The organism is Pyxidicoccus trucidator (assembly GCF_010894435.1).
In the GTDB taxonomy this organism is placed as follows: Bacteria; Myxococcota; Myxococcia; order Myxococcales; family Myxococcaceae; genus Myxococcus; species Myxococcus trucidator.
The window spans coordinates 63051-85462 of sequence record NZ_JAAIXZ010000002.1 but is presented as its reverse complement, the minus strand read 5'-3'; the positions used below and the strand labels follow the sequence as shown (position 1 = coordinate 85462).

Here is a 22412-nt window from a genome sequence, read left to right as displayed (position 1 = left end):
GTGCAATGGCAACCGGTACCGTGAAGTGGTTCAACGACGCGAAGGGCTTCGGTTTCATCACCCAGGACGGCGGCGGTGAGGACGTGTTCTGCCACCACTCCGCCATCAACATGGATGGCTTCCGCACCCTGGCCGAGGGCCAGAAGGTGGAGTTCGAGGTCACCCGCGGCCCCAAGGGCCTGCAGGCGCAGAACGTCCGCGCCGCGGGGTAACGCGTCCGTCAGCCACTCCCTCAGGACTGGCCGATGAAAGAGAAGCCCGGCCCCCCTTGAAACAGGGGACCGGGCTTCCGCTTTTCCAGCAGTGCCTTCGAAGCGCGCGGGCTACAGGTTGCGCTTGAAGTGGTCCATGACGCGCTCCCACTGGCGCTCGGTGACGACGGGGTCCGGCACCATGTGCGTCAGGCCGCTCAGGGGCAGCAAGTCATGCGGCTTGCCGGCGCGGAAGAGCGCGTCCGACAGCTTGAGCGTGTGGAAGAAGTAGACGTTGTCGTCGGCGGTGCCGTGGATGAGCAGCAGCTTGCCCATGGGCTTGTCCTGCTTCGCGTAGGTGAGCAGCGAGCTCTTCTCGTACGCCTCGGGGTGCTCCTGGGGGATGCCCAGGTAGCGCTCGGTGTAGTGGGTGTCGTAGTCGAGCCAGTCCACCACCGGGGCGCCGGCCACCGCGGCCTTGAAGACGTCCGGGCGCTTGAGGACGGCCAGGGCGGACATGTAGCCGCCGAAGCTCCAGCCGGAGATGCCCACGCGGTTGAGGTCGACTTCGGGCAGCTCCTTCGCCAGCTCCTGGATGGCGGCGGCCTGGTCTTCAATGGTGACGCCTGCGAAGTCGTACCGCACCTCGCGCTCCCAGGCGGCGCCGCGCAGCGGGGTGCCGCGGCCGTCGAACTTCACGACGAGGAAGCCCTGGTCCGCCATCCACTGCGCCATCAGGTGGGCGGCCATGCTCTGGTAGACGACGGTGGTGGTGGGGCCGCCGTACACCTCGACGATGACGGGCAGCTTCTGGCCCTTCTTGAAGTCGCGCGGGCGGGTGATGGAGGCCCAGAACTTCCGGGGGCCCACCTGGCGCACCTCCACGTTGGGCGTGAAGGGCGGCTCCTGGGCGATTTCAGGCAGCTCGCCCACGCGGGTGCCGTCCCCGCGCAGCACGCTGATTTTCGTCATCGACTTGGGGCCCGAGGCGTTGAGCACCACCAGCCCGCCATTCTTGGAGACGGAGCCCCCCTCGACGCCGGGACCGGTGGCGCCGCTGGAGACCTTCTCCGGGGCGCCGCCGTCCTTCACGCGCCACAGGTAGCTCTCCGGAGGCGTGGGGCCGCCGTTGAAGTAGAGGGTGCGGTCCTTCTGGACGAAGCGCGCCAGCATCCGGTAGCCCGCGTCCGGCTTCACCAGGCTGCGCTCCAGCGAGCCATCCGCCTTGCGCAGCTCCACCTCGGGGCCGCCGTTGCGCTCGGTGTACCAGAGGAAGCCGCTGCCATCCTCCAGCCACAGCGGGAAGTCCTGCTCCAGGTTGAGCCAGGCGTCGTCCTTCTCGGTGAGCAGCTCGCGCGTCTTGCCGTTCTTCGGGTCCACCGCGAGGAGCTTCTGCTCCGTCTGGGTGCGGTTCTGCACGAGGATGCTGAGCGGGCCGGCCTTGGGCCACGCCACGGTGGCGAGGTACGGGTACTTCTCCGCGTCCCAGCTCACCCACGTCGTCTTGCCGCCAGCGGCGGGGATGACGCCCAGCCGCACCTTGGCGTTGGCCTTGCCCGGGCGCGGGTACGCGAAGTCCTCGCCGCCCTTCTCGGGGTGCATGACGTCGACGATGGTGAGCTTCTCCACGCCGGAGGTGTCGGACTCGGTGTAGGCGAAGGCCTTCGCGTCCGGGCCCCACCAGTAGCCGGAGAAGCGGCTCATCTCCTCCTGGGCGACGAACTCGGCCAGGCCGTGCGTCTTCGCGGCGGTGCCGCCCTGGGTGACGCGCACCTCCTTATTGGTGGCGATGTCGATGCGGTAGACGTCGTGCTCGCGCACGTAGCCCACCTGCTTGCCGTCCGGGGAGAACTTGGGGTCCAGCGTCCCGGGGCCCGTCTTCAGCTCCGTCACCTTGCCGCTGGCGCGCTCCACCACGTAGAGGCGGCCGGACAGGGGGACGAGGAGGCGGGTGCCGTCCTCGGAGAATTGATAGCCAGTGAAGCCCCGGGCGCTGACGCGCATGCGCTCACGGCGGGCCTTCTCCTCGGGGGTGAGCGTCTCCTCCGCGCCCTTGAGGATGGCCTCGGGGGTGAGCAGCTCCTTCGCCTGCCCGGACTCCACGTCGAACGCGTAGAGCATCTGGACGTTGGAGGTGGGGCTGGTGCGCAGGAAGAAGACGGACTTCTCGTCGGGGGCGATGCGCACGCCCGTGGGGCGGCCGCTCATGAAGCGACGCGTCTCGGAGAACTGGCGCAGGAAGGGGTCTGACTTGCGCTGCGTCTGGGACATGGGTGGGGGCTTCAGCTCCTGGGCGAAGACGGGGGTGCTCGCGAAGAAGAGCGCTGCGGTGAGGACCTGGCGCATGTTTGGTCGAATACCCGCGGTGGGCGGGTCTCCTTTCACGGAAAGGTGCGGGGAAGCCTACACTCGGCCGCCACGCGGCCGGAGCAAACGCCGGGCGGGCAAGAGGATTCCCGAGGTCATGGATACGGAAGACGACGCCCTGCGCCACCTCCGGCTGGCCGGGGTCATCCGGCTGGGGCTGGGCGGTGGACGGGGTCCGCGGGACGCGTACATCTTCGACCCTCACCGGCTCGCCCTGCCCTCCTGGGCCTTCGCGCTGGGGGAGTCCGGCCCCCCCGCCCTGCTGGTGTCGCTGGACCGGCACCTGGACGTGGTGGTGCCTCGCAGGCCCGAGGCGGTGCCGGACCGCTCGGCGGGGCTGCGCGCGCTGGACGAGCACGCGCGCTGGTCCCTGGACGTGCGCAACTACGACCACATCCTCGCGGCCATGGAGGCGGGGCTGGTGGGGGACGCGCTGCTGGTGGCCCGGACGCGGCCGCGAGGCTCGTTCGCCGGGGACACGTACGTGGACACGCGGGGCCGCGCGCACCGGCTGGTGACGGTGTCCACGGTGGACCGGGCCGCCGAGGCGTGGAACCACCCCGCTCCGGGTGACGCGGTGCGGGACGTGCTGGAGGCCGCGTCCCAGGTGCTGCTGGACGTGGACCTGGACTGCTTCACGTCGCTGAGCGACGCGGACCCGACGACGGTGCTACCGTGGCCGAAGAGCATCGTCCGCGAGTTCCTCCTGCCGGAGGGCTCGGAGCCCTTCTGGGACGCGGTGCTCGGCAAGGCGGTGGCGCTGACGCTGGCGCGCGAGCCGCACCACTGCGGCGGGCTTCTTGCCTCGGGGGAGCTGTTCCGCGACGTGGCGGAGGTGCTGTTCCGCGAGCTGCTGCGCGTCGAGCCGCCGTGAGTCCAGCGGCGGCTCCGGAGCGGGCGGCTACAGCGGCGAGTCCAGGAAGCCGGGCCGCGAGTCGGTGAGCTGTCCCCCGGCGAACGAGAAGCGGCTGCCCACGGGCGGGCGTTCGTCGTTGAGGACGTAGCCGAAGTCGATGCGGAACGGGACGACGTTGAACTGGGGGAACAGCAGCCGCAGGCCCACGCCCACCGTGTGCACCATGTCCGGCCTGTCATCGAAGGCGCTGCCCGAGTCGAAGAAGAGCACCCCGCCCAGGTGCACCGTCTGCACGACGACCGGCGCGGTGCGGTACTCCACGTTGACCAGCAGCAGCCGCTTGCCGGAGTACGCGTCCACCCCCGCGCCGCGCAGCCCGTTGCCGCCGCCCAGCAGGGTAATCCGGTCGAACAGGTCGTCGATATTCACATCCAGCAGCCCGCGCGCCACGAAGCGGCCACCGAGCACCTTGGGGGACACCTGCACCAGCTCCGTGGCCCAGCGCCGGTTGTTCCACCCCGCGTCCTCCCCCAGCTGCCGGCGGATGGCGCCCGCGGCGGAGACGGTGGTGAGGGCCTCGCCCAGGCGCAGCCGGTAGCGCGCGGCCAGGCCGAGCTCCGCGAAGTGCGACGCAGAGCCGAAGACGGGAGGCGCGTAGCGCACCGTGGCGGACACCCAGTGCCCCATCTGGAAGTCCTCGGAGAGCGCGTACGAGTCCACGTCGCGCATCACCTCGTAGCGGGCCTCGAAGGCGCGCAGGGACAGGGAGGCGTAGCCCGCGTCCTCCTCGCGCGGCAGGTAGTTGCGGCGGAACCAGTCGAGCTGCTCGTCGCTCAACATGGACGCGGCAGGCGGGTCATAGGCGTAGTGGTACGCGCCCAGCGTGCCGCCCACGTTCCACTTGTAGCGCGCCCCGTACGAGCGCGTGTACGAGACGCCGCCGGCCACCTCCTCCGTCTCGTAGACGTAGGGCACCGCCGGCCCGTCCGGAAAGGGGAGCTGCCAGATGTCCGCGCCGCGGTAGACGCGGTTGGTCTCCACGTTCCACGCCACGGACGTGCTGGTGCTCCACGGCGTGGCCAGCGAGTACAGGGGCCGGCTGAGGGAGAGGCTGCCGCGTGAGCCCTCGGGCCGGCCACTCTCGCGGCCGACGATGAGGGCAGCGGACTCACTGAGGGACCAGCGGCTGCCCAGCACGCGCGGGTCCGTGTAGCTCTGCCCGAAGCTGAGCGTGTCCAGCCGCAGGGTGAAGTCCAGCGCCAGCTTCTTCCCCCGGCCGAGGAAGTTCTGCTCCGTCCCCTGCAGCCGCAGGTACTGGAGGAGCGAGCCCACCGCGGAGAAGTCGCTGTTGAGCCGCAGCGACCAGATGTCCTTGGTGACGACGAGCAGCGCCACGGTGCCGGGCGCGCGGCCCTTCACCGGAACGAGTCGCACCACGGAGAAGAGGCGCAGCGTGCGCATGTTGCGGGCCGTCTCCTCCACGAGCGCGGCCGAGTACGGCTGACCGGGCTGGAGCAACGACTCCCGGCGGACGACCTCCTCCCGGGTGCGGATGTGGAAGATGTTGAGGAAGTCCGGGTACGGGTCCGTCTCGGCTACCACGTCCTCGGTGGCGACGAGCACCGCCTCCAGCACCTTGCCCTCGGGCTCGGGCTCCACCGTGAGGCCCTGCTGTTCCAGGGCCCGGGCAATCAAGGCCTCCTCGAAGTTACCCTGCTCGCGCTGAGCGTCCTCCCGTGAGTCGCCGTTCGGGGAGACTGGAGGCGCGGGTGCCGCCGTCGCCTGGGGTGAGGCCACGGCGAGGCGTGCGACGAGCAGGGCGAGCAGCGGGAGGTGCACGGGAGCATCCTGGCACGCACGGGGAGCGCCAAGGTGGACCGCATGACCCGCACGGGCTACCTCCCTCCCGCCACGGAACGGGCGTTGGCGTGGCGCTGGAAGTGCCTGAAATCAGGCGCGGAAACGCCTGGCGAGGTCGCGTTCACGTCACAGACCTACATTGTACGCAACCCTTGACGGGCTCCGGCCGATAACGTCGGCATGAGCGTCACCGCCGCCAGCCTCCACCGCGCCCTGCCCCGCTCGCCCTCCACGTCCACGGCCCGGGAAGGAACGGCCCGCGCACCGGCCCCGGTCGCCGAGGCTCGCGGCGCGGCCGGGCCGGCGGTCTCGCGCTTCCGGATGGATGGAGTGGATCCGTCCATGCTCGCGCGGCTCGGCTCCCTCTTCGCGCCGGTGTCCCCACCGCCGTCTCCCGCGGAAGACCCGTTCCAGGGGCTGCGCGACGCGGCGCTGCTGAAGGCCGTGAAGGCGTCCTCCGCGGACAAGAACGCGGTCAGCTACGACGCGGCCCGGCGCCACATCTTCGAGAGCCTGGACGTGGTGGACGGCAACGTGCGCTGCGTCTACACGGACCGGGAGATTCCCGGCGGCAAGATTCCGAAGAACACGGACATGAACGTGGAGCACACGTGGCCCCAGTCCAAGGGCGCCACCGGGGACGCCAAGAGCGACCTGCACCACCTCTTCCCCACCGACAGCAAGGCCAACGCCCGGCGGGGCAACTTCCCCTTCGGCCAGGTGGTGAACGTGAAGTGGAGCCAGGGCGGAGCGAAGCTCGGCACGGACGCCCAGGGCCGCACGGTGTTCGAGCCGCCCGACTCGCACAAGGGCAACGTGGCGCGCGCCATGTTCTACTTCTCCGCCACCTACGGCCGCGCCATTCCGGAGGCCGAGGAGGCGGTGCTGCGCCAGTGGAACAAGGTCGACACCGTGGACACCGCCGAGGTGGAGCGCAACCGGCGCATCGCCACCATCCAGGGCAACGTCAACGCCTTCGTCGAGCACTCGAACCTGGCGGACCGCATCAGCGACTTCTGACCGGACCGGTCAGCGGCCCGTCACAGCGCGCTTCGCAGGTCTCCCTTGCGCTGCTCGGGCAGCTTCTCGCCGCGCGCCACCGCCGCGACGATTCGCGCGAGCTGCTCCACCCCGTCCGACAGCGCGGCCGGGCCCGGCTGGAGGATGTAGCTGCTCCTCACCTCGTAGAGCTGGTCGTCCACCACCGCGCGCACCTCGCCCCAGCCCGGGCGGGAGGCAATCTTCTCCCGCTTCGCCTTGCGCCCGCACCAGCTCGCGATGACGGCGTCCGGGTTGCGCCTCGCCACCTCCTCCGGCTCGAAGATGCGGCCCTTCGCGCCATGCGACGCGCGCGACTCGCGGCACACGTCCTCGCCGCCCGCCAGCTCCACCAGCTCGGAGACCCAGCGGATGCTGGAGATGAGCGGCTCGTGCCACTCCTCGAAGAAGATGCGGGGCCGGCGCGGCAGCCGGTCCGCCGCCTCGGCGTGACGCTCCAGGTTCGCCGTCAGCTCGTCGGCCAGCCGCGCCGCGTCCTCCGCACGGCCCACCAGCGCGCCCGTCAGCCGCACCGACTGCAATATCTCCGCGACGGAGCGCTGGTTGAACAGGTACACGGGCACGCCGCGCTTGCACAGCTCGCGGCCCAGGTCCGCCTGCAGGTCCGAGAACCCCAGCACCAGGTCCGGCTTCAGCTCGAGGATGCGCTCGAAGTTCGCGTCCAGGAACGACGAGACGCGCGGCTTCTTGCGGGCCTCCGGCGGGCGCACCGTGAAGCCGGACACGCCGACGACCAGGTCCCCGGCGCCGATACGGTAGAGCACCTCCGTCGTTTCCTCGGTCATGCACACCACCCGCCGGGGGTAGGGCGGCGCGGAGGAGAGCAGCTCGGACAGGCGGGCGTTCATGGACCGCAACCTACCGCGCCCGCTCCGGACCGTCCGCCCGAGAGCAGGCAGGCGGGCTCAGTCGATGATGATGTTGAAGCAGCGCGCGGAGCACGCCTCCTCCAGCTCGTTGCACTGCCAGTCATCGTTGATGCACGCCGCGCACTCCCGGTCCAGGTCATCACAGGAGTCGCTGCACGAGAGCCCGGACGACTGGAAGCCACACTGGGACAACCTGTCACATGCGTCCTTGCAGCTCGTGTCCGAGCACCCGGACGCCGCCAGCCCCAGCGACACCACCATCACCGCGCGGAAGACCTTCATGGCCACCCCCTTCCAGCGCCGTCTACGCGGGCCTCCCCTCCCCGACCATTGCCCCACGGACAGGTCCGCCTTGCACCAACGGTGTTGGCTGCCGGACTTTGCTCCTCCGGAGCCGGAATCTCGGCCTTTGGCGCACTGCGGCAACCTGGCAGGTCGCTTGGGGAGTAGCGGATTGCAGTGTTAGCATCGGCGCGCATGTTCGACCGGAATGTCGAGTGCCTTCCCGGTCGGCGGGGGCAGACATGATCGAAAGCAACGCCCCGACGAATGGCGCCCCCCCAGAGATGGAGGATCCGCTGCTTGGACGGGTCCTCAACGAGCGTTTCCGCATCCTGGAGACCCTCGGTGCCGGCGGCATGGGCCGCGTCTACAAGGCGATGCAGGCACCGCTGGACCGGCTGGTCGCGCTCAAGGTCCTGAATCCGCAGTACGGCGAGGGGAAGGACCCGGGGTTCCAGAAGCGCTTCTTCCTGGAGGCCAGCGTCACCGCGAAGCTGCGCCACCCCAACACCGTCACCGTCATCGACTACGGCAAGACGGACGACGGCATCTACTACATCGCCATGGAGTACCTGGAGGGGCTGACGCTCGGCCAGCTCCTCACCCAGGTGGGTCCGCTGCCGTGGGCGCGCGCGCTCAACATCAACCAGCAGATTGCGCGCTCGCTGCGCGAGGCGCACCGGGTGGGCCTCATCCACCGCGACCTCAAGCCCGCCAACGTCATGGTCCTCAACCAGGAGACGGACCATGACGTGGTGAAGGTGCTGGACTTCGGCCTGGTGAAGTCCTTCATCGCCGACTCCGGCCCCATTCCCCAGGACACGTCGCTCACGCAGGCCGGCATCATCCTCGGCTCGCCGCAGTACATGGCGCCGGAGCAGGCGCGCAACGTCGCCGACCCGCGCAGCGACGTGTACAGCATGGGCGTGGTGCTCTATCAGATGCTGATGGGCCGGCCGCCCTTCCTGGCGTCGCAGAGCATCGACGTCATCGTGAAGCACATCAACGAGGCCCCGCCCGCCTTCGGCGCCATCTGGCCCAGCCACACCGTGCCCGCCGAAGTCGAAGCGCTGGTGATGAAGTGCCTCGCCAAGCTTCCCGTGGAGCGCTACCAGTCCATGGACGAGGTGCTGGAGGCCATGCGCCGCGTGGCCTCGTCCATCGGCGTCAGCGGCGTCTTCAGCGGCCCGCGAATCGCCAGCAGCGGCCCCATCAGCGGCCCCTACGGCGCCACCGGCTCCGGCCCCAGCACCATGGCGCTGGACATCTCCGTGGAGGAGACGCCCACGAAGCCGTCGCGGCGTCCGCTGGCCATCGGCCTCTTCGCGGGCTCGCTGCTCCTGGGCCTCGGCGTGGCCGCGTTCCTGGCGTTCCGCCCCACCACCCCGACGCCCCTGCCGCTCGCCCCGTCCACAGGGCAGCTCCCCTCCTCCGAGGCCCCCGTCCCCGCCCCCGCGCGGGCCGCGGCGGCCTCGCCGGGCACCAGCCTGGGCGCCGACGACGACGAGCTGGCCCTGGCGCCGCTGTCCCCCTCCCCCGTCAAGCCGGTGCGGTTCCTGATCGCCAGCGAGCCGAGCGGCGCGCGGGTGACGTACCTGGGCCAGGACATGGGGCCGACGCCCCTGAACCTCGAGGTAGCCCCGGAAGAGGGTGGCCGCGCCAGCGCGCAGCTGACCTTCAGCCTGGAGGGCTACAGCCGCGTCACCGTCGTCGCCAAGGGTGAGGGCCCCGAGGCGCGCCATACGCAGAAGCTCCAGCCGAAGAAGAAGGCGACCACGAAGCCAGGCAAGGCTTCGGGCTCCTCGCCCTACAAGGACGACCCGTACCAGTGAAAACCCCCACAGCCCTCAAACGAGCGGGCCTCCTCGCGTTGTGTCTCTGCGCGGGGGAGGCCCTGGCGGACGCACGCCTGGAAGCGCGCCGCCACTTCCGCAACGGCATGAGCCTCATTGCCCAGAAGCAGTATGACCAGGGCATCGCCGAGCTGGAGGCCGCGTACGCCATCAAGCCGCACGCCAACGTCCTCTACAACATCGCCCGCGCGTACCATGACGCCGGCCGGCTGACGGAGGCGCTGGACGCGTACCAGCGCTACCTCGCCATGAACCCGCCGGACTCCGGCTCGGTGGTGGCCACCGTGGCGGCCCTGGAGGAGAAGCTGAAGGCCGGCGGCGACGCCACCGCGTCCGCCTCGCCCGAGGACAAGTCCGCGCTGCCCATGCCGCCGCCGCCCGCCAGCATCCAGGCGCAGCAGCAGCTGGGCGTGCTGCTGGAGCGGCTGGAGAAGGCGATTGAGCGCGCCGAGTCCATGCCCTCGCCCGGCACCTCCACCGCCGCCGCCCCCACCCCCACGGTGTCGGCGCAGTCCAGCGGCGCGGAGGCCGTCGCAATGGACGAGGGCGCGGTGCCTTACGAGGAGCGCGTGGTGACGGCGAGCCGCCGTGCCCAGTCCTCGCTGGAGGCGCCCAACGCCACCACCGTCATCACCGCCGAGGACATCCGCCTGTCCGGCGCCACCAGCCTGCCGGAGCTGCTGCGGCGCGTGCCGGGCGCGGACGTCATGTCGCTGGGCGTGGGCAGCGCCAACGTGTCCCTGCGCGGCTTCAACCAGCGCATCGCCAACAAGGTGCTGGTGCTGGTGGACGGCCGCACGGAGTACCAGGACTTCCTCGGCCTGACGCTGTGGTCCTCCATCCCCATCGGCCTGGAGGAAATCGAGCGCATCGAGGTCATCCGCGGCCCGGGCAGCGCGCTGTACGGCGCCAACGCCATGCTGGGCGTCATCAACATCATCACCCAGTCCCCCGGCAGCGGCCCGCGCGCGCGCTTCACCGCCACCGGCGGCACCGGCAACACCGTGGCCGGCTCGTTCCTCAGCCACGGCAGCTCGGGCGCGCTGCGCTACCGCGCGGCGGTGGCGTACTCGCAGGCGGACAAGTGGAGCCGCGACTTCGCCAGCGGTCGGCCGGACATGGAGCTGAAGGACCCGGATCCGGACATCGGCATCCGCGGAGCGCGCGCCACGCTGTCCACCGTGTACACCTTCAATGAAGGGCGCCAGGTGGGCCTGTCCGGCGGCGTGCACCGCTACACCACGGAAATCTATCCGCTGGGCCTCTTGCGCAACTACTTCATGGACGGCGTCAACGCCTACGCCAAGGGCGACGTGGAGGTGGGGCCGCTCAAGCTGAAGACGTTCTGGAACCACATCTCCGGGGACGCGGGGCCGCAGTACGAGGCCATCGGCCAGCGCTCGCTGGGCACCACCATCAGCTCCAACCTCTTCAACGCGGAGCTGCTCTTCGCCCGCGCCTTCGACCTGGGCGGCATCCACCAGCTCAACGTGGGCGTGGAGGGCCGCCTCAAGCGCGTGGCCTGGAACTACCTGGGCCCGCTGCGCCAGGAGGTCCACGCCGCCGCCTTCATCCAGGACGAGTGGCAGCTGGTGGAGCCCCTGCGGCTCGTCGCCAGCTACCGCGTGGACCGGCACCCGCTGCTGGACAACGGCAGCCCGGGCCTGGCGCACTCGCCGCGCGTGTCCGCGCTGTTCCTGCCCTTCGAGGGCCACGCCTTCCGCGCCAGCGCGGCGTCCGCCTTCCGCGAGCCCACCTTCCTGGAGAGCTACACCCGCATCCCCGTGCCCGTGCCGGGCGTCAACGGCGCGAGCGCGCTCACCACCGGCAGCACGACGCTGCGTGCCGAGCGCCTCACGGCCTTCGAGCTGGGCTGGCGCGGCGAGGCCGCGGAGGTGGGCGTCGACTGGGACGTGGCCCTCTACCAGAACACGGTGAGGGACCTCATCGGCCTGTCCGCGGTGCAGCGGCTGCCCGCCGGTGAGTCCTATGACGCCGAGACGGGCTCGTACCTGCTCGGCATCTCGCGCTTCCAGAACGAGGACTCCGTCTACACCGCGCGCGGCGTGGAGGCCGGCGTCAACATGGCGCCGGTGGACGGCCTGGGCCTGAAGCTGAGCGCCGCCTTCCAGAACGTCACGTCGGACAGCGAGGAGAAGGCGCAGTGCGGCCCGTGCAGCCAGGCGCCCCAGTTCAAGCTGTACGGCGGCGTCACCTACCGCACCAAGGCGGACCTGGAGTTCGGCGTGGACGCGGCCTTCACCACGGCCAGCACCTGGATTGAGCGCGAGCCCGCCGCGGCGGACCCCACCCTCATCGAGCTGGTGCCCAACCCCCTGTCGGCCCATGCCGTCATCAACGCGCGGGTAGGCTACGAGGCCGTGAAGAACACCGTGGACGTCGCGCTGGTGGGCAGCCACCTGGGCGGCTCGCACGCCCAGCATCCCTTCGGCAATCGCATCGAGCGGCGCGTGTACGCGACCCTGACGGTGACTCCATGAAGCGCCCCCTGCTGTCCTGGACGAAGGCCCTGGGTGGCCTCGCCTTCACCTCCCTGCTCGGGCTCGGCTGCGAGGCTCCGCCCATCGTCCCCACCGCGGACGGCCGGCAGAACACCCGCACCGCCCGCATCGAGGGAAACCTGGTGGTCAACTCCACCGCGCGGGGCAACGCCGTGGTGCTCCTCTACGACGCCGCGCGTCCCCCTCCGCCGCAGGGCACGGGCCGCCCCATCGCCTTCACCGTCGTCCCCGCGGCGCAGCTGTTCGGGGCCGCCGGGAACACCCTGCCCGGCCCCTTCACCGCGCCCTTCACCTTCAGCCTGGTGTCCCCGGGGAGCTACCTGCTGCGCGGCTTCATCGACGCGGACACCTGCGGCGCCAACCCGGTGCAGCCGTGCCACGTGCCGGACTTCATCCCCTGGTACGGCGTCACCAGCGAGCCCAACGCGGGCGACGTGGGCGGCGCCGCGGTGCACCCCAGCACCGGCGTGCCCCTCACGCTGGAAGTCACCGCGGACGCGGACGGACAGCCCCAGCCCCTCACCGGCGTCTCCGTGAGCTTCTCCGACACGGCCCGGGTGCCGTTGGACAGGCCCGCCTTCACGGTGACGGCGCCGGACCGCGTGGTGGGGAGCACCCCGAAGGTGCTGCGCCTGCAGCGCGCGGCCCTCCAGGCCGGCGCCGTGGATCAGCGCCCTCCCGGCTTCCTGGTCAGCTACGTGGACGCCGACCGCGACGGCAGGCCGGACGATGCCAACAAGGATGGCGTGCCGGACCTGTGGCCGCGCGTGGTGGTGCGCAAGCTGGCGGACGCAGCCGGCCTCACGGAGGAGAACGACGTGGACCGCAATGGCGTGCTGGACGACCCCGGCATCGACCACCCGCGCGCGGATGGCGTCGTGGACGGCAAGCCGGACCTGGTGGTGCTCGCCGCGGGCCTGATTCCGGACGGCCCCATCGCCGCCCTCACGGATGAGGCGGGCAACCCGCGGATGACGCCCGTCATCCTGCCTGAGCTACAGGTGGTGGTACGACCGCTCGCGCTGGACGCCAGCAACCCCGCCGCCCCCGTCCAGCTCAAGGAGATGCCCAAGGGCCGCTATACCCTGGTACTGATCCAATCCACCGGCCAGACGTGGCGGGTTCCCAATGAAATGGACCCCGCTATTGCCCCGGGCGTGGGCCTTCCTCCCGACGAGAGCCAGTCCTTCGTTCTGGAAGTCCCTTGAGTACCAACGCTTTGACTTCCTCCTGTCCTTCCGTCAACATGACAAAGTTTTCAGGGGAACAGCCCCACCTGAGGTTGATGATCCGATGAAGGCCGGAACCCTCCCCTCTCCAGAGCCCGTACCCAATCGCACCACGACGGAGACGACCCGACCCCTGGGCGCGCGCCCTGCCGCGGGAACCGCGCCTCAGCGCGTCCTGCTGGTGGACGACAGCCGCTCCATCCGGACCCTGCTGAAGATCTACCTCATGGCCCGCAGCTTCGAGTTCCTGGAGGCGGAGTCCGCCGAAGAGGGACTGAAGGTGGCCGAGTCGGGCCCGGTGGACCTCATCCTCACCGACTTCCACATGGACGGGATGAACGGCGCGGACTTCGCGGCGCAGATTCGCGCCAGCGCCAACGCGAAGCTGTCCAAGGTGCCCATCCTGATGATGACGGGTGATCCGAACGTGGCGGAGGTGCGCGCCCTGGGTCAGAAGGCCGGCATCAGCGCCTTCGTCCGCAAGCCGGTGAGCTGCGCACAGCTCATGACGCTGGTGGACACCATCCTCCCGCTGCCGCGGAAGTAGTCCCCGCCGCGCCAGCGGCTACGACGCCGGGTTCCGGGCCGCCACCGCGGCACGGGCCCGGCGTTTCTTCTTCAGGGCCTCCGCTCCGCGGATGGCGAAGAGCAGCGCCAGCACCGCGCCGTAGAGGGCCGGCTCGGTGACGTCCTTCTTCACGCGCCACACGAAGTGCACCACGCCCAGCACCGCGGCCACGTAGGCCAGCCGGTGCAGGCGCTGCCAGCGGGGGAAGCCCAGCCGGCGCACCCACGCATTCGTGGAGGTGACGGCCAGCGGCGTCAGCAGCACCAGGGCGAGGAAGCCCACGGTGATGAAGGGCCGCTTGCCGAGGTCCTCGAGAATCGCGCCGAGCGCCAGTCCCTGATCCAACACCGCGTACACGAGGAAGTGCGCCGCCGCGTAGGTGAAGGCCAGCAGGCCCAGGGTGCGGCGCACGCGCGCGGGCCAGGTCCACTTGAAGACGAGCCGCAGCGGCGTGCAGGCCAGCGAGGCCAGCAGCAGCACCAGCGCGAGCAGGCCCGTCTGGTGGAGCGCGGCCTCAATCGCGTTGGGCCCCAAATCGCCCCGGGGGCCCTGCACGGCCAGCATCACCAGCGGCGAGAGGCCGCCCACGGCGAGGGCGGGGTTGAGCCAGGGACGCGGAGGCGAGGCCATGGCTCAGTAGCTCTTTCGCAGGTCCATGCCGCTGTACAGGTGCGCCACCTGATCCGCGTAGCCGTTGAAGGGCAGCGTGGGACGGCGCTCGAGGTCGCCGATGCGGCGCTCGGTGGCCTGGCTCCAGCGAGGGTGGGACACGGCGGGATTCACGTTGGCGTAGAAGCCGTACTCGCCCGGCGCGGCGAGGTTCCAGGTGGTGGGCGGCTCCTCGCGGGTGAGCGAGATTCGGACGATGGACTTGATGCCCTTGAAGCCGTACTTCCAGGGCACCACCAGCCGCAGCGGGGCGCCGTTCTGGTTGGGCAGTTGCCGCCCGTAGAGCCCCGTCGCCATCAGCGTCAGCGGGTGCAGGGCCTCGTCCAGGCGAAGGCCCTCGACGTAGGGCCAGTCCAGCGTGGAGCGGCGCTGGCCAGGCATCTGCTCCGGGTCCTGCAGCGTGGTGAAGGCCACGTACTTCGCCTGGCTGGTGGGCTCCACGCGCTCGAGCAGCTTGCCCAGGGGGAAGCCCAGCCACGGAATCACCATGGACCAGGCCTCCACGCAGCGCATGCGGTAGACGCGCTCCTCCAGGGGGAACCAGGAGGTGAGCTGGTCGATGTCCACCGTCTGCGGCTTGCCCACCTCGCCGTCGATGACGACAGTCCAGGGCCGGGGCTTGAGCGTGTGCGCGAAGCGGGCCGGGTCGTTCTTGTCGAGGCCGAACTCGTAGAAGTTGTTGTAGGTGGTGACGTCCTCGTAGGGCGTGCGCGGCTCGTCGGTGTCGTACGGGCCCTGGCCCCTCGCCACCGGCTGCGCCACCAGGCCCGCGTCCGGGACGAAGGCGTCCATGGGGCGCGTCTGCTTGCGGCCCAGCAGGTACAGGCCTCCGGCGACGGCGGCGGCGGTGCCCGCGAAGAGGCCGGCATTCTTGAGGAACTCGCGGCGGCGCAGGTAGAGCGCCTCGGGCGTGACTTCGGAGCTGGGGGGCTCGGCGGGCGGCTTGTCGCTCATGGCCCCTGTATAACGGCCAACCCCGCCCTTCGGTTACCGCGCCGCGCCTTCCTGTTCCGGCAGCGGGCCAGCCATCCGGGCCGCGGACAGGGCCGCCTCGCGGGCGCGGGCGTCCTTCAGCCGCCACAGGCGCCACCAGGGCGTGCCGGGCGACTCATGGTGCTCCCAGTGGTAGCCGAAGAAGAAGCAGGACAGCAGGCCCCACAGGTGGTTGCGCGGCAGGGTGCGCGCGTGGTGGGGCGCCATGTCCGGCGTGTCCGGGCGCCGGTGCGGCAGGTAGGTGCCGAAGTAGAAGAGCTGCAAGGTGCCCAGCACCGAGGGCAGCACCCAGAAGGCGAGGATGCGCGGCTGGGCCACGCCCAGCAGGAGCAGCACGTTGAACTTGGCCGCCATGACGCCCAGTTGCGGCAGCGTGGTGTAGCGGGCCATGAAGGCGCCCAGCCACGGCCAGAAGGCCTGGGAGCGGGTGGAGAAGTCCGGGTCGTCATGGCCCGTGGGGTCGGCGTGGTGGGCCCGGTGATTCACCACCAGCCGGCGGTACGACAGCCCCGCGAAGAGGAAGCAGGCGACCGTGCCCATGGCCTCGTTCACCCAGCGCCTGCGGGACACCGTGCCGTGCATGGCGTCATGCCCGGTGATGAAGAGGCCGGTGCACAGCCAGGCCTGCAGGGCGATGTGCAGCCAGGTGAGCGGCGCGTCCCAGGGCAGCCCGGGTGCCATGAACAGCCACGCGAGATGCCCTCCCCAGGCGCCGAGGATGCCGAGCGCGAGGACGACGCCCCACGGGTCGGGAGGCGCTGGACGGGGATGGCGGACCGGGGTCTGCATCTCTCCTGCTAACTGGCCATGCCCCGCCCGCCGCGCACGGAAAAGTGCCCGGCGGCGGACGGGACGGCGGCCGGTGGCTACTTCCGCACGGCGGTATCGGACGCGGAGGCCGCGGCGTCGCGCGACAGCTCCTCGGCGGTGACGTAGCGGGGCGCGATGTCCACCGGCACGTCCTTGAGCCGCTCCAGCACCTTCTGCACGGAGGGCCGCACCACGCCCATCTTCGCCAGCAGGGCCTCGGCCGCCTTGCGGTCGCCCCGGCCCTGAAGCTCCATGAGCTGCTTCGTGAGCGAGGTGACGGAGGCGCGAATCTTCTCCGGCACCACGGAGAAGGTGCCATCCGCGTTCACCTTCACCGCCCCGGTGTCGAGGAAGTGGTTGAGCTGCAGGGCGATGCCCTTGCCGTGCGCCTCGTCGATGCCAAAGCGGATGGAGCGGAACGAGGAGGCGAGGAACGTGGTGTACATGGTGCGCTCCAGCGCCTTGTCGATGACGCCCTCGTCCACCAGCCGCTGCAGGGCCCACAGGCCGGAGATGTCCGCCTTGGCCTCTTCAATCGCGCTGGAGGCCGCCTGGAGCTCCTTGCGCACGGTGGTCGCCTTGCCACCCACGGTGATGTTGCTGGGCCCCAGGCCGTGCATCAGCTCGTGCATGAGGATGTGGGTGAAGAAGGCGTCGAAGGAGACGTCCTGCTGGTCCTTCGCGGTGAGCGCCACCTTGGCGATGGGCAGCAGCACGCGCTCGAACTTGGCCTCCTGCACGTTCTTGAGCATGACGCGCTTGGAGCCCATCTTCTCCGTCACGCGCTCGTCGTTGGGGAGGTTGTAGGCGGCCGTCTGCACGCCGCGGTTGGCGTCACCGGCGGAGAAGAGGCTGTTGACGACGCGGATGGGGGCCAGCGCGCCAATCTTCGGGTTGCGCAGCTTCGGGTCGATGGGGAGCGCGTTCTCCAGTCCCTGGAGCTGGCCGCTGAACTTCGCCAGCTTCTGCGTCTCCGCGTCGTCGCGCAGGCCGATGAAGGACTCGAAGGCGGCCTTGTAGTTGAACCACTCGTCCTCGTAGACCTCGTAGGGGCCGATGGTGGGCTCGATGCTGGCGTCGAGCTGCATCCACGCCACCTCGCTGGCGTAGTAGTCGTTGGAGAGGAAGGCGTCCGCGCGGGCGGTGAGGAAGGCCTTGAGCGTGGGCTGCTTCGTGAGCGCGGCGGCCTCGCGCAGCAGCGTGGCGGCCTGGGCCAGCTCGCCCTGGTACTCCACGCTGTAGGGGACGGAGATGAACTTGCCGTCCGTGCCACGGCGGATGGTGGTGTAGAAGCCGGTGGCGTCCTTCTGCTGCGCCTCGGGGAGCGACTTCACCCAGGCCTCCACCTCGGCCTTGGTGGCGCCGGCCGGGTAGAAGTTGGCGGACTCGGGCTTGGGCGCCGCGCCGGGGATGAAGGGCTTCGCCTCGTCCAGGCTGCTCCAGGGCCCCTTGTCGAGGAGGAACGCGTGCAGGCGCGCGCGGCCCAGGGGCGAGTCGTCGTGCAGCAGGTCCAGGAGCATCGTCGGGTTGCCCGCCCAGCGCTGGCGCAGGAAGAGGGCGTCCATCACCTTCGACGCCTGGACGAGCTTTCCGAGCGCGCGCTTCTCGTTGTCGGGCAGGGCCTTCAGGTCGACCCGAAGTTCCACGGGAGCGAAGCGCGCCGTCATGCGCTGGAGCTCGGCGGCATCGGGAAGGCGGGCGGGGGTCTTCTCCGCGGCGGAGGCGGCGCTCGACAGCAGCACCGCGCCAAGCAGGGACAGGAGGGTCCGGTTCATGGCCCCTTCCCTACTCCAACGCGGCGCCCCCTCCCAGTGCGCTGTGCGGCGAGTGACGGGTGGGTGGCAGGGGGCTTGCTTTGACTCCCGTGGCGTGGCCGACGGCGGACCTGTTCACAGCATGTCAGGGGTAGCGCGTAGACTTATCTACCTCATGGGTTGTATAGGGAGGTGGAGGCGTGGGAGCTGAGGAGAAGTATGCGAGGAGGATGCTGGGGATGGGACAGGCAGAGCTGCTCGCCTTCTGGGGACGGGTGAAGCGGCGCGAGAGAATCGAGGGCTGGGCACCGGGCAGGGCCTTCGAGTTCCTCATGCTGCGGGCCTTCCAACTCGAAGGCGCAAGGGTGGTCTGGCCTTATTCGAGTGACCTCGAGCAGATAGACGGGGGCATCTACATTGATGGACTGGCGTGTCTCGTGGAAGCGAAGGACCACGCCGAGCCCATCGGGTTCGACGCCATTGCGAAACTGGCCCTGCGCATGCAACGCCGTCCGGCATCCGCCGTCGGACTGCTCTTCAGCACCAGTGGGTTCACCTGGCCCGCCCTGAAAGCCGTGGCGGTCCACCCGATTCGCAATGTCCTGCTCTGGAGCGACACGGACATCGGACTGGCCCTGAACCAGGGCGTGCGCGCGGCGCTCCGACGCAAGTGGCGTGGGGCTGTCGAAGCAGGAGTTGTGGACCAACCGCTCAGCAAGGAGGACGTCCCATGAAGCCCTATGTCATCACCTCGAATGCCACCGCCGCCGTGGTCCTGGGCAGGATGTTGGGGCCCGAGCTCGAAGGAAGGGTCGAGCTGATTGACGGGCGTGGGTGGGTCAACGCCACGAGCCGCGCCCGCGCCATCGCCTACGGAGGCTCCTGCGTCGCGCTGGTGCTCGGCCCGCGCAGGAAACGCGGCCCCAACGCACGCGAATGGGACAAGGCCTATGCCTATTCCCGCCTGAACCCAAACGGTGAGCGGACGGGCCTTCCGATGCGGCTCATTCTCTTGAAGTCGGCGCCAGAGGGACTCCTCTTCCTGGAGCCGGCCATCCTCCGGCAGCTCTCCGGCCGCGAGCCCACCGCGGAGCACCTGGAGTGGGCCCGCACGGCTCCCCGCCGGGCCCTGTCGGCCCTGCTGGGCGTGAAGCCCGCTTCGCTCGCGATGGCCCTGCGTCCCCGCCTGGAAGGCGTGGACCTGACGCAGCTCGCCTCACTTCCCGCCATCCGGAGGCTTCGGAAATTCATCCACGCGCAAATTCAATGGTCCGAGCGGCTGGAAACGCGGGAGGCCGTTTCCACGGGTGAACCCGGGTAGCGAAGATGACGAAGCGCGGCGCGACGAAGGTCGGAGCGTGCTGCCAACATGCGTGCGCCCTGGATGACCCAGGGTCCCCGGTGCCCGCCCCCGAGCCTGGGGCTCGTGAGGAACCCCACCATGTCGAAGACACCCCGCACCACCGCTTCCGCGCCCCGCTGGCGTGCCCTGCTGGCCTTGCTGGCCGGGCTCGCCCTGGGCGTCACCTCCACCCCGGCCCTGGCCGCGGACGAAATCCGCCTGCTCAAGGCCCACAGCGCCGTCAGCACCCGCTACGGCCAGGTGTGGCAGGACGTCACCTACACCCTGCTGGTGAAGAACCTCGCCTACGAGAAGTTCGTCTACGTCTACCAGAAGGAGCCGGACGGCTCGTGGGTCAACCTCCAGGGCTCCTACGTGGGCCCGGCGAGCGCGGGCCATGAGGTCTGGAAGGTCACCCGGCAGTACGCCGGATGGACGCAGCCTCCTGAGGCTTCGCGAGATCTGGAGTTCGTACCCAGGCTCGTCGTGGGCGGCACGTTCTACTGGGACAACAACTGGGGCGCGAACTACCACCTCGGCAGGAACGACGGCCCCATGCTCCACAACACCAACGTCCTGGTGGATGGCAGCTTCTGGCGGGAGAACGGCGACCTCGACGTCAACATCGACGTGCAGAACCTCGCCTACTCCAAGAGCGTGACGGTGGTCTACACCACCGACGGCTGGGCCACCTCGCACGAGGCCCCTGCCTCGTACGTCAGCGGCTATACCTACGCCTACTCCTACATCACCAGCCCCAACGTGAAGAACGTGGAGCGCTGGCAGGCCCACGTCCCGGCCGTCGCCGGCACCGCGCTGCAGTACTACGTGCGCTACCAGGTGAACGGGCAGACGTACTGGGACAGCAACTTCGGGTACAACTACGCGCATACCCGCCCCACCCCGTAGTCACGGGTGGGAGGTGCCCGGGGGTGTGGCCGCCGGCTCGCCCTGCCGCCAGACCTCCGGGCCCCTGCCCTCGACACGCCATTTTCCATGGTTATGGGGGAAGCGACGCTCGCGCTCCACGGGAGCGCCCGGAGGCTTTTTGTCCATGTCCGTTGAAAACTCCCCCCAGCGGGAAACCCACGCCTTCCAGGCGGAGATCAACCAGCTCCTCAGCCTGGTCATCAACTCGCTCTACTCCCATAAGGAAATCTTCCTCAGGGAGCTGGTGTCGAACGCGTCCGACGCGCTCGACAAGCTGCGCTTCCGCTCGATTACGGAGCCCGAGCTGCTCGCCGACGAGCCGGCCCTGGAGCTGCGCCTCATCCCCGACGCCGAGAAGGGCACCCTCACGATTGAGGACACCGGCATCGGCATGACGCATGACGAGCTGGTGAAGAACCTGGGCACCATCGCCCACTCCGGCTCGCGCGAGTTCCTGGAGACGCTGGCCCAGCGCGGGCAGAAGGACATGCAGCTCATCGGCCAGTTCGGCGTGGGCTTCTACAGCGCGTACCTCGTGGCGGACCACGTGGAGGTGGTCAGCCGCGCTCCCGGCAAGGACCAGCCGGCGTGGAAGTGGGCCTCGGACGCCAAGGGCTCCTTCACCGTGGAGCCCGCCGAGCGCGCCACGCGCGGCACCGCCATCACCCTCCACCTCAAGGCGGACCAGAAGGAGTTCCTGGAGGAGTACCGGCTGCGCACGCTGATTACGCAGTACTCCGACTACGTGGGCCACCCCATCAAGCTCCAGGTGAAGAAGACCACCGGGACGGGGGACGACGCCAAGACGGAGACGGCGCTGGAGGTGGTCAACAAGGCCAGCGCCCTGTGGCAGCGCTCGAAGTCCGAAATCACGGACGAGCAGTACCAGGAGTTCTACAAGCACCTGACGCACGACTGGGAAGCGCCGCTGGCCTGGACGCACTTCAAGGCGGACGGCAACCAGCAGTTCACCGGCCTGCTCTTCGTCCCCAAGCACCCGCCGTTCGACCTCAATGCGCAGCAGCAGCGCGGGGTGCGGCTGTTCGTCAAGCGCGTCTTCATCATGGACCGCTGCGAGGAGCTGGTGCCGCAGTGGCTGCGCTTCGTGCGCGGCGTCATCGACTCGGACGACCTGCCGCTGAACGTGTCGCGTGAGCTGCTCCAGGACTCGCAGGTGGTGCGCGCCATCCGCAAGCACGTGGTGAAGAAGTCGGTGGACCTGCTGGAGAAGCTGGCCAAGGACAAGCCGGACGACTACCGCGAGTTCTGGAAGGCCTTCGGCACGGTGGTGAAGGAGGGCCTGGCCACCGAGGCCGAGCACAAGGACAAGCTGGGCGGACTGCTGCGCTACGAGAGCTCGCGCGAGGAGGGAATCACCTCCCTGGCGGACTACGTGTCGCGGATGAAGGAGGGCCAGGAGGCCATCTATTACATCTACGGCGAGTCCCGGCAGGCGGTGGCGGACAGCCCGCACCTGGAGACGCTGAAGCAGCGCGGCTTCGAGGTCCTCTACATGACGGACCCGGTGGACGAGTGGGCCGCGCAGGGCCTGCGTGAGTTCCAGGGCAAGCAGCTGGTGTCCGCGCTCCAGGCGGACCTGAAGCTCCAGTCCACGGACGAGCAGAAGAAGGAGCAGGAGCAGCACGCCGAGGGGCTGAAGACGCTCACCACGAAGATGAAGGACGTCCTCAAGGACTCGGTGCGCGAGGTGCGCGTGTCGGACCGGCTGACGGACTCGCCGGTGTGCCTGGTGGTGCCCGAGGGCGGCTCGCCCGCGTACCTGGAGCGGCTGCTCCAGCAGCGAGGCAAGGGCATGGGCATGCCGCGCGTGAAGCGCATCATGGAAATCAACCCGGGCCACCCCGTCATCGCCCACCTGAAGGCCGTGCATGAGCGGCAGCCGGACGCGGCGCAGGTGACGGAGTGGATTGAGCTGCTGCACGACCAGGCGCTGCTCACCGAGGGCAGCACCATCTCCGACCCGAACCGCTTCGCGCGACGGATGACGGGGCTGCTGACGCAGGTGGCCGCGCAGGCGGCGGGCCACGGGGCCACGGCCACGGCCGCAACCCAGGCCCCCGCCCCGGAGGCCACCGCCGCCCAGCCGTCCAGCACCACGCAGCCCACGAGCTGACCGGACGCTGAACAGGAGCGGAGCCGCGTGGACTCGCGGCTCCGCTCCCGGGCGTATGGGCTTCCCACGTGCCTTGAGTTGAGCAGTCCCTGCCGCCCCCGGCGCGCTGCTGCGCAATTCCAGA

At 69.9% G+C, this 22412-nt stretch carries 19 protein-coding genes; 11 read left to right on the top strand and 8 right to left on the bottom strand.

Translation table 11 applies throughout. The features are described from left to right. Positions 1-5: 5 nt before the first annotated feature. Positions 6-212 (top strand): cold-shock protein, encoded by a 207-nt coding sequence (locus tag G4D85_RS07030; RefSeq protein ID WP_120526528.1) that lies wholly within the window; start codon positions 6-8, stop codon positions 210-212. 111 nt (positions 213-323) lie between these two features. Here G4D85_RS07030 and G4D85_RS07025 read toward each other — a convergent pair whose 3' ends face one another. Then, positions 324-2537 carry a S9 family peptidase gene (locus G4D85_RS07025; protein ID WP_164009332.1) on the bottom strand — a complete coding sequence of 738 codons (2214 nt, stop codon included), beginning with the start codon at positions 2535-2537 and terminating at the stop codon, positions 324-326. 118 nt (positions 2538-2655) lie between these two features. Between G4D85_RS07025 and G4D85_RS07020 the strand changes: the two genes are divergently transcribed. Beyond that, positions 2656-3432, top strand: coding sequence for a UPF0489 family protein (locus tag G4D85_RS07020; RefSeq protein ID WP_164009330.1), 777 nt, complete (start codon positions 2656-2658; stop codon positions 3430-3432). Between the two features lie 27 nt (positions 3433-3459). Here G4D85_RS07020 and G4D85_RS07015 read toward each other — a convergent pair whose 3' ends face one another. Continuing rightward, positions 3460-5253 carry a BamA/TamA family outer membrane protein gene (locus G4D85_RS07015; protein WP_164009328.1) on the bottom strand — a complete coding sequence of 598 codons (1794 nt, stop codon included), beginning with the start codon at positions 5251-5253 and terminating at the stop codon, positions 3460-3462. A 201-nt stretch (positions 5254-5454) separates the two neighbouring features. Here G4D85_RS07015 and G4D85_RS07010 point away from each other — a divergent pair, with 201 nt between their 5' ends. Then, entirely contained in the window at positions 5455-6294 is an 840-nt protein-coding gene (locus tag G4D85_RS07010) for an endonuclease I family protein (RefSeq protein ID WP_164009326.1), read from the top strand. Positions 6295-6314: 20 nt separating this feature from the next. On the opposite strand, the gene G4D85_RS07005 is transcribed toward G4D85_RS07010, so the two are convergent. Both G4D85_RS07005 and G4D85_RS07000 read right to left on the bottom strand, forming a co-directional pair. After that, positions 6315-7181, bottom strand: a complete 867-nt coding sequence (locus G4D85_RS07005) for a cobalamin-binding protein (protein ID WP_164009324.1) — start codon at positions 7179-7181, stop codon at positions 6315-6317. 57 nt (positions 7182-7238) lie between these two features. Then, positions 7239-7484 (bottom strand): hypothetical protein, encoded by a 246-nt coding sequence (locus G4D85_RS07000; RefSeq protein WP_164009322.1) that lies wholly within the window; start codon positions 7482-7484, stop codon positions 7239-7241. Positions 7485-7726: 242 nt separating this feature from the next. On the opposite strand from G4D85_RS07000, the gene G4D85_RS06995 reads away from it, so the two are divergent. The 4 genes from G4D85_RS06995 (at position 7727) to G4D85_RS06980 (ending at position 13635) form a co-directional block, all read left to right on the top strand. Continuing rightward, positions 7727-9316, top strand: a complete 1590-nt coding sequence (locus G4D85_RS06995) for a serine/threonine protein kinase (RefSeq protein WP_164009321.1) — start codon at positions 7727-7729, stop codon at positions 9314-9316. Further along, the gene (locus G4D85_RS06990) at positions 9313-11838 is read left to right on the top strand and encodes a TonB-dependent receptor domain-containing protein (RefSeq protein WP_240359129.1); all 2526 of its coding nucleotides are present in this window, start codon (positions 9313-9315) and stop codon (positions 11836-11838) included. Before G4D85_RS06995 ends, G4D85_RS06990 begins: the two co-directional genes overlap by 4 nt. Next, positions 11835-13067 (top strand): hypothetical protein, encoded by a 1233-nt coding sequence (locus G4D85_RS06985; protein WP_164009319.1) that lies wholly within the window; start codon positions 11835-11837, stop codon positions 13065-13067. Before G4D85_RS06990 ends, G4D85_RS06985 begins: the two co-directional genes overlap by 4 nt. An 85-nt stretch (positions 13068-13152) precedes the next feature. Next, positions 13153-13635: a response regulator gene (locus tag G4D85_RS06980; protein ID WP_164009317.1), complete on the top strand. Its 483-nt coding sequence runs from the start codon at positions 13153-13155 to the stop codon at positions 13633-13635. Positions 13636-13653: 18 nt separating this feature from the next. Here the strand turns inward: G4D85_RS06980 and G4D85_RS06975 are convergent, their stop codons facing one another. The 4 genes from G4D85_RS06975 to G4D85_RS06960 all read right to left on the bottom strand — a co-directional run bounded on the left by G4D85_RS06975 (position 13654) and on the right by G4D85_RS06960 (position 17903). Beyond that, positions 13654-14286 carry a protein-methionine-sulfoxide reductase heme-binding subunit MsrQ gene (locus G4D85_RS06975; protein WP_164009315.1) on the bottom strand — a complete coding sequence of 211 codons (633 nt, stop codon included), beginning with the start codon at positions 14284-14286 and terminating at the stop codon, positions 13654-13656. Positions 14287-14289: 3 nt separating this feature from the next. After that, positions 14290-15279, bottom strand: coding sequence for a protein-methionine-sulfoxide reductase catalytic subunit MsrP (gene msrP / locus G4D85_RS06970; protein WP_164009313.1), 990 nt, complete (start codon positions 15277-15279; stop codon positions 14290-14292). Positions 15280-15312: 33 nt separating this feature from the next. Next, entirely contained in the window at positions 15313-16107 is a 795-nt protein-coding gene (locus G4D85_RS06965) for a fatty acid desaturase (RefSeq protein ID WP_164009311.1), read from the bottom strand. A 77-nt stretch (positions 16108-16184) separates the two neighbouring features. Further along, entirely contained in the window at positions 16185-17903 is a 1719-nt protein-coding gene (locus G4D85_RS06960) for a dipeptidyl-peptidase 3 family protein (RefSeq protein WP_164009309.1), read from the bottom strand. A gap of 218 nt (positions 17904-18121) precedes the next feature. Here G4D85_RS06960 and G4D85_RS06955 point away from each other — a divergent pair, with 218 nt between their 5' ends. From G4D85_RS06955 to htpG, 4 genes are all read left to right on the top strand, one after another. Next, positions 18122-18616 carry a restriction endonuclease gene (locus G4D85_RS06955; protein ID WP_205525454.1) on the top strand — a complete coding sequence of 165 codons (495 nt, stop codon included), beginning with the start codon at positions 18122-18124 and terminating at the stop codon, positions 18614-18616. Continuing rightward, positions 18613-19203: a hypothetical protein gene (locus G4D85_RS06950; protein WP_164009305.1), complete on the top strand. Its 591-nt coding sequence runs from the start codon at positions 18613-18615 to the stop codon at positions 19201-19203. Before G4D85_RS06955 ends, G4D85_RS06950 begins: the two co-directional genes overlap by 4 nt. 120 nt (positions 19204-19323) lie before the next feature. Then, positions 19324-20133, top strand: a complete 810-nt coding sequence (locus tag G4D85_RS06945) for a carbohydrate-binding protein (RefSeq protein ID WP_164009303.1) — start codon at positions 19324-19326, stop codon at positions 20131-20133. Between the two features lie 145 nt (positions 20134-20278). Beyond that, positions 20279-22288: a molecular chaperone HtpG gene (gene htpG / locus G4D85_RS06940; RefSeq protein WP_240359128.1), complete on the top strand. Its 2010-nt coding sequence runs from the start codon at positions 20279-20281 to the stop codon at positions 22286-22288. Positions 22289-22412 lie beyond the last annotated feature (124 nt).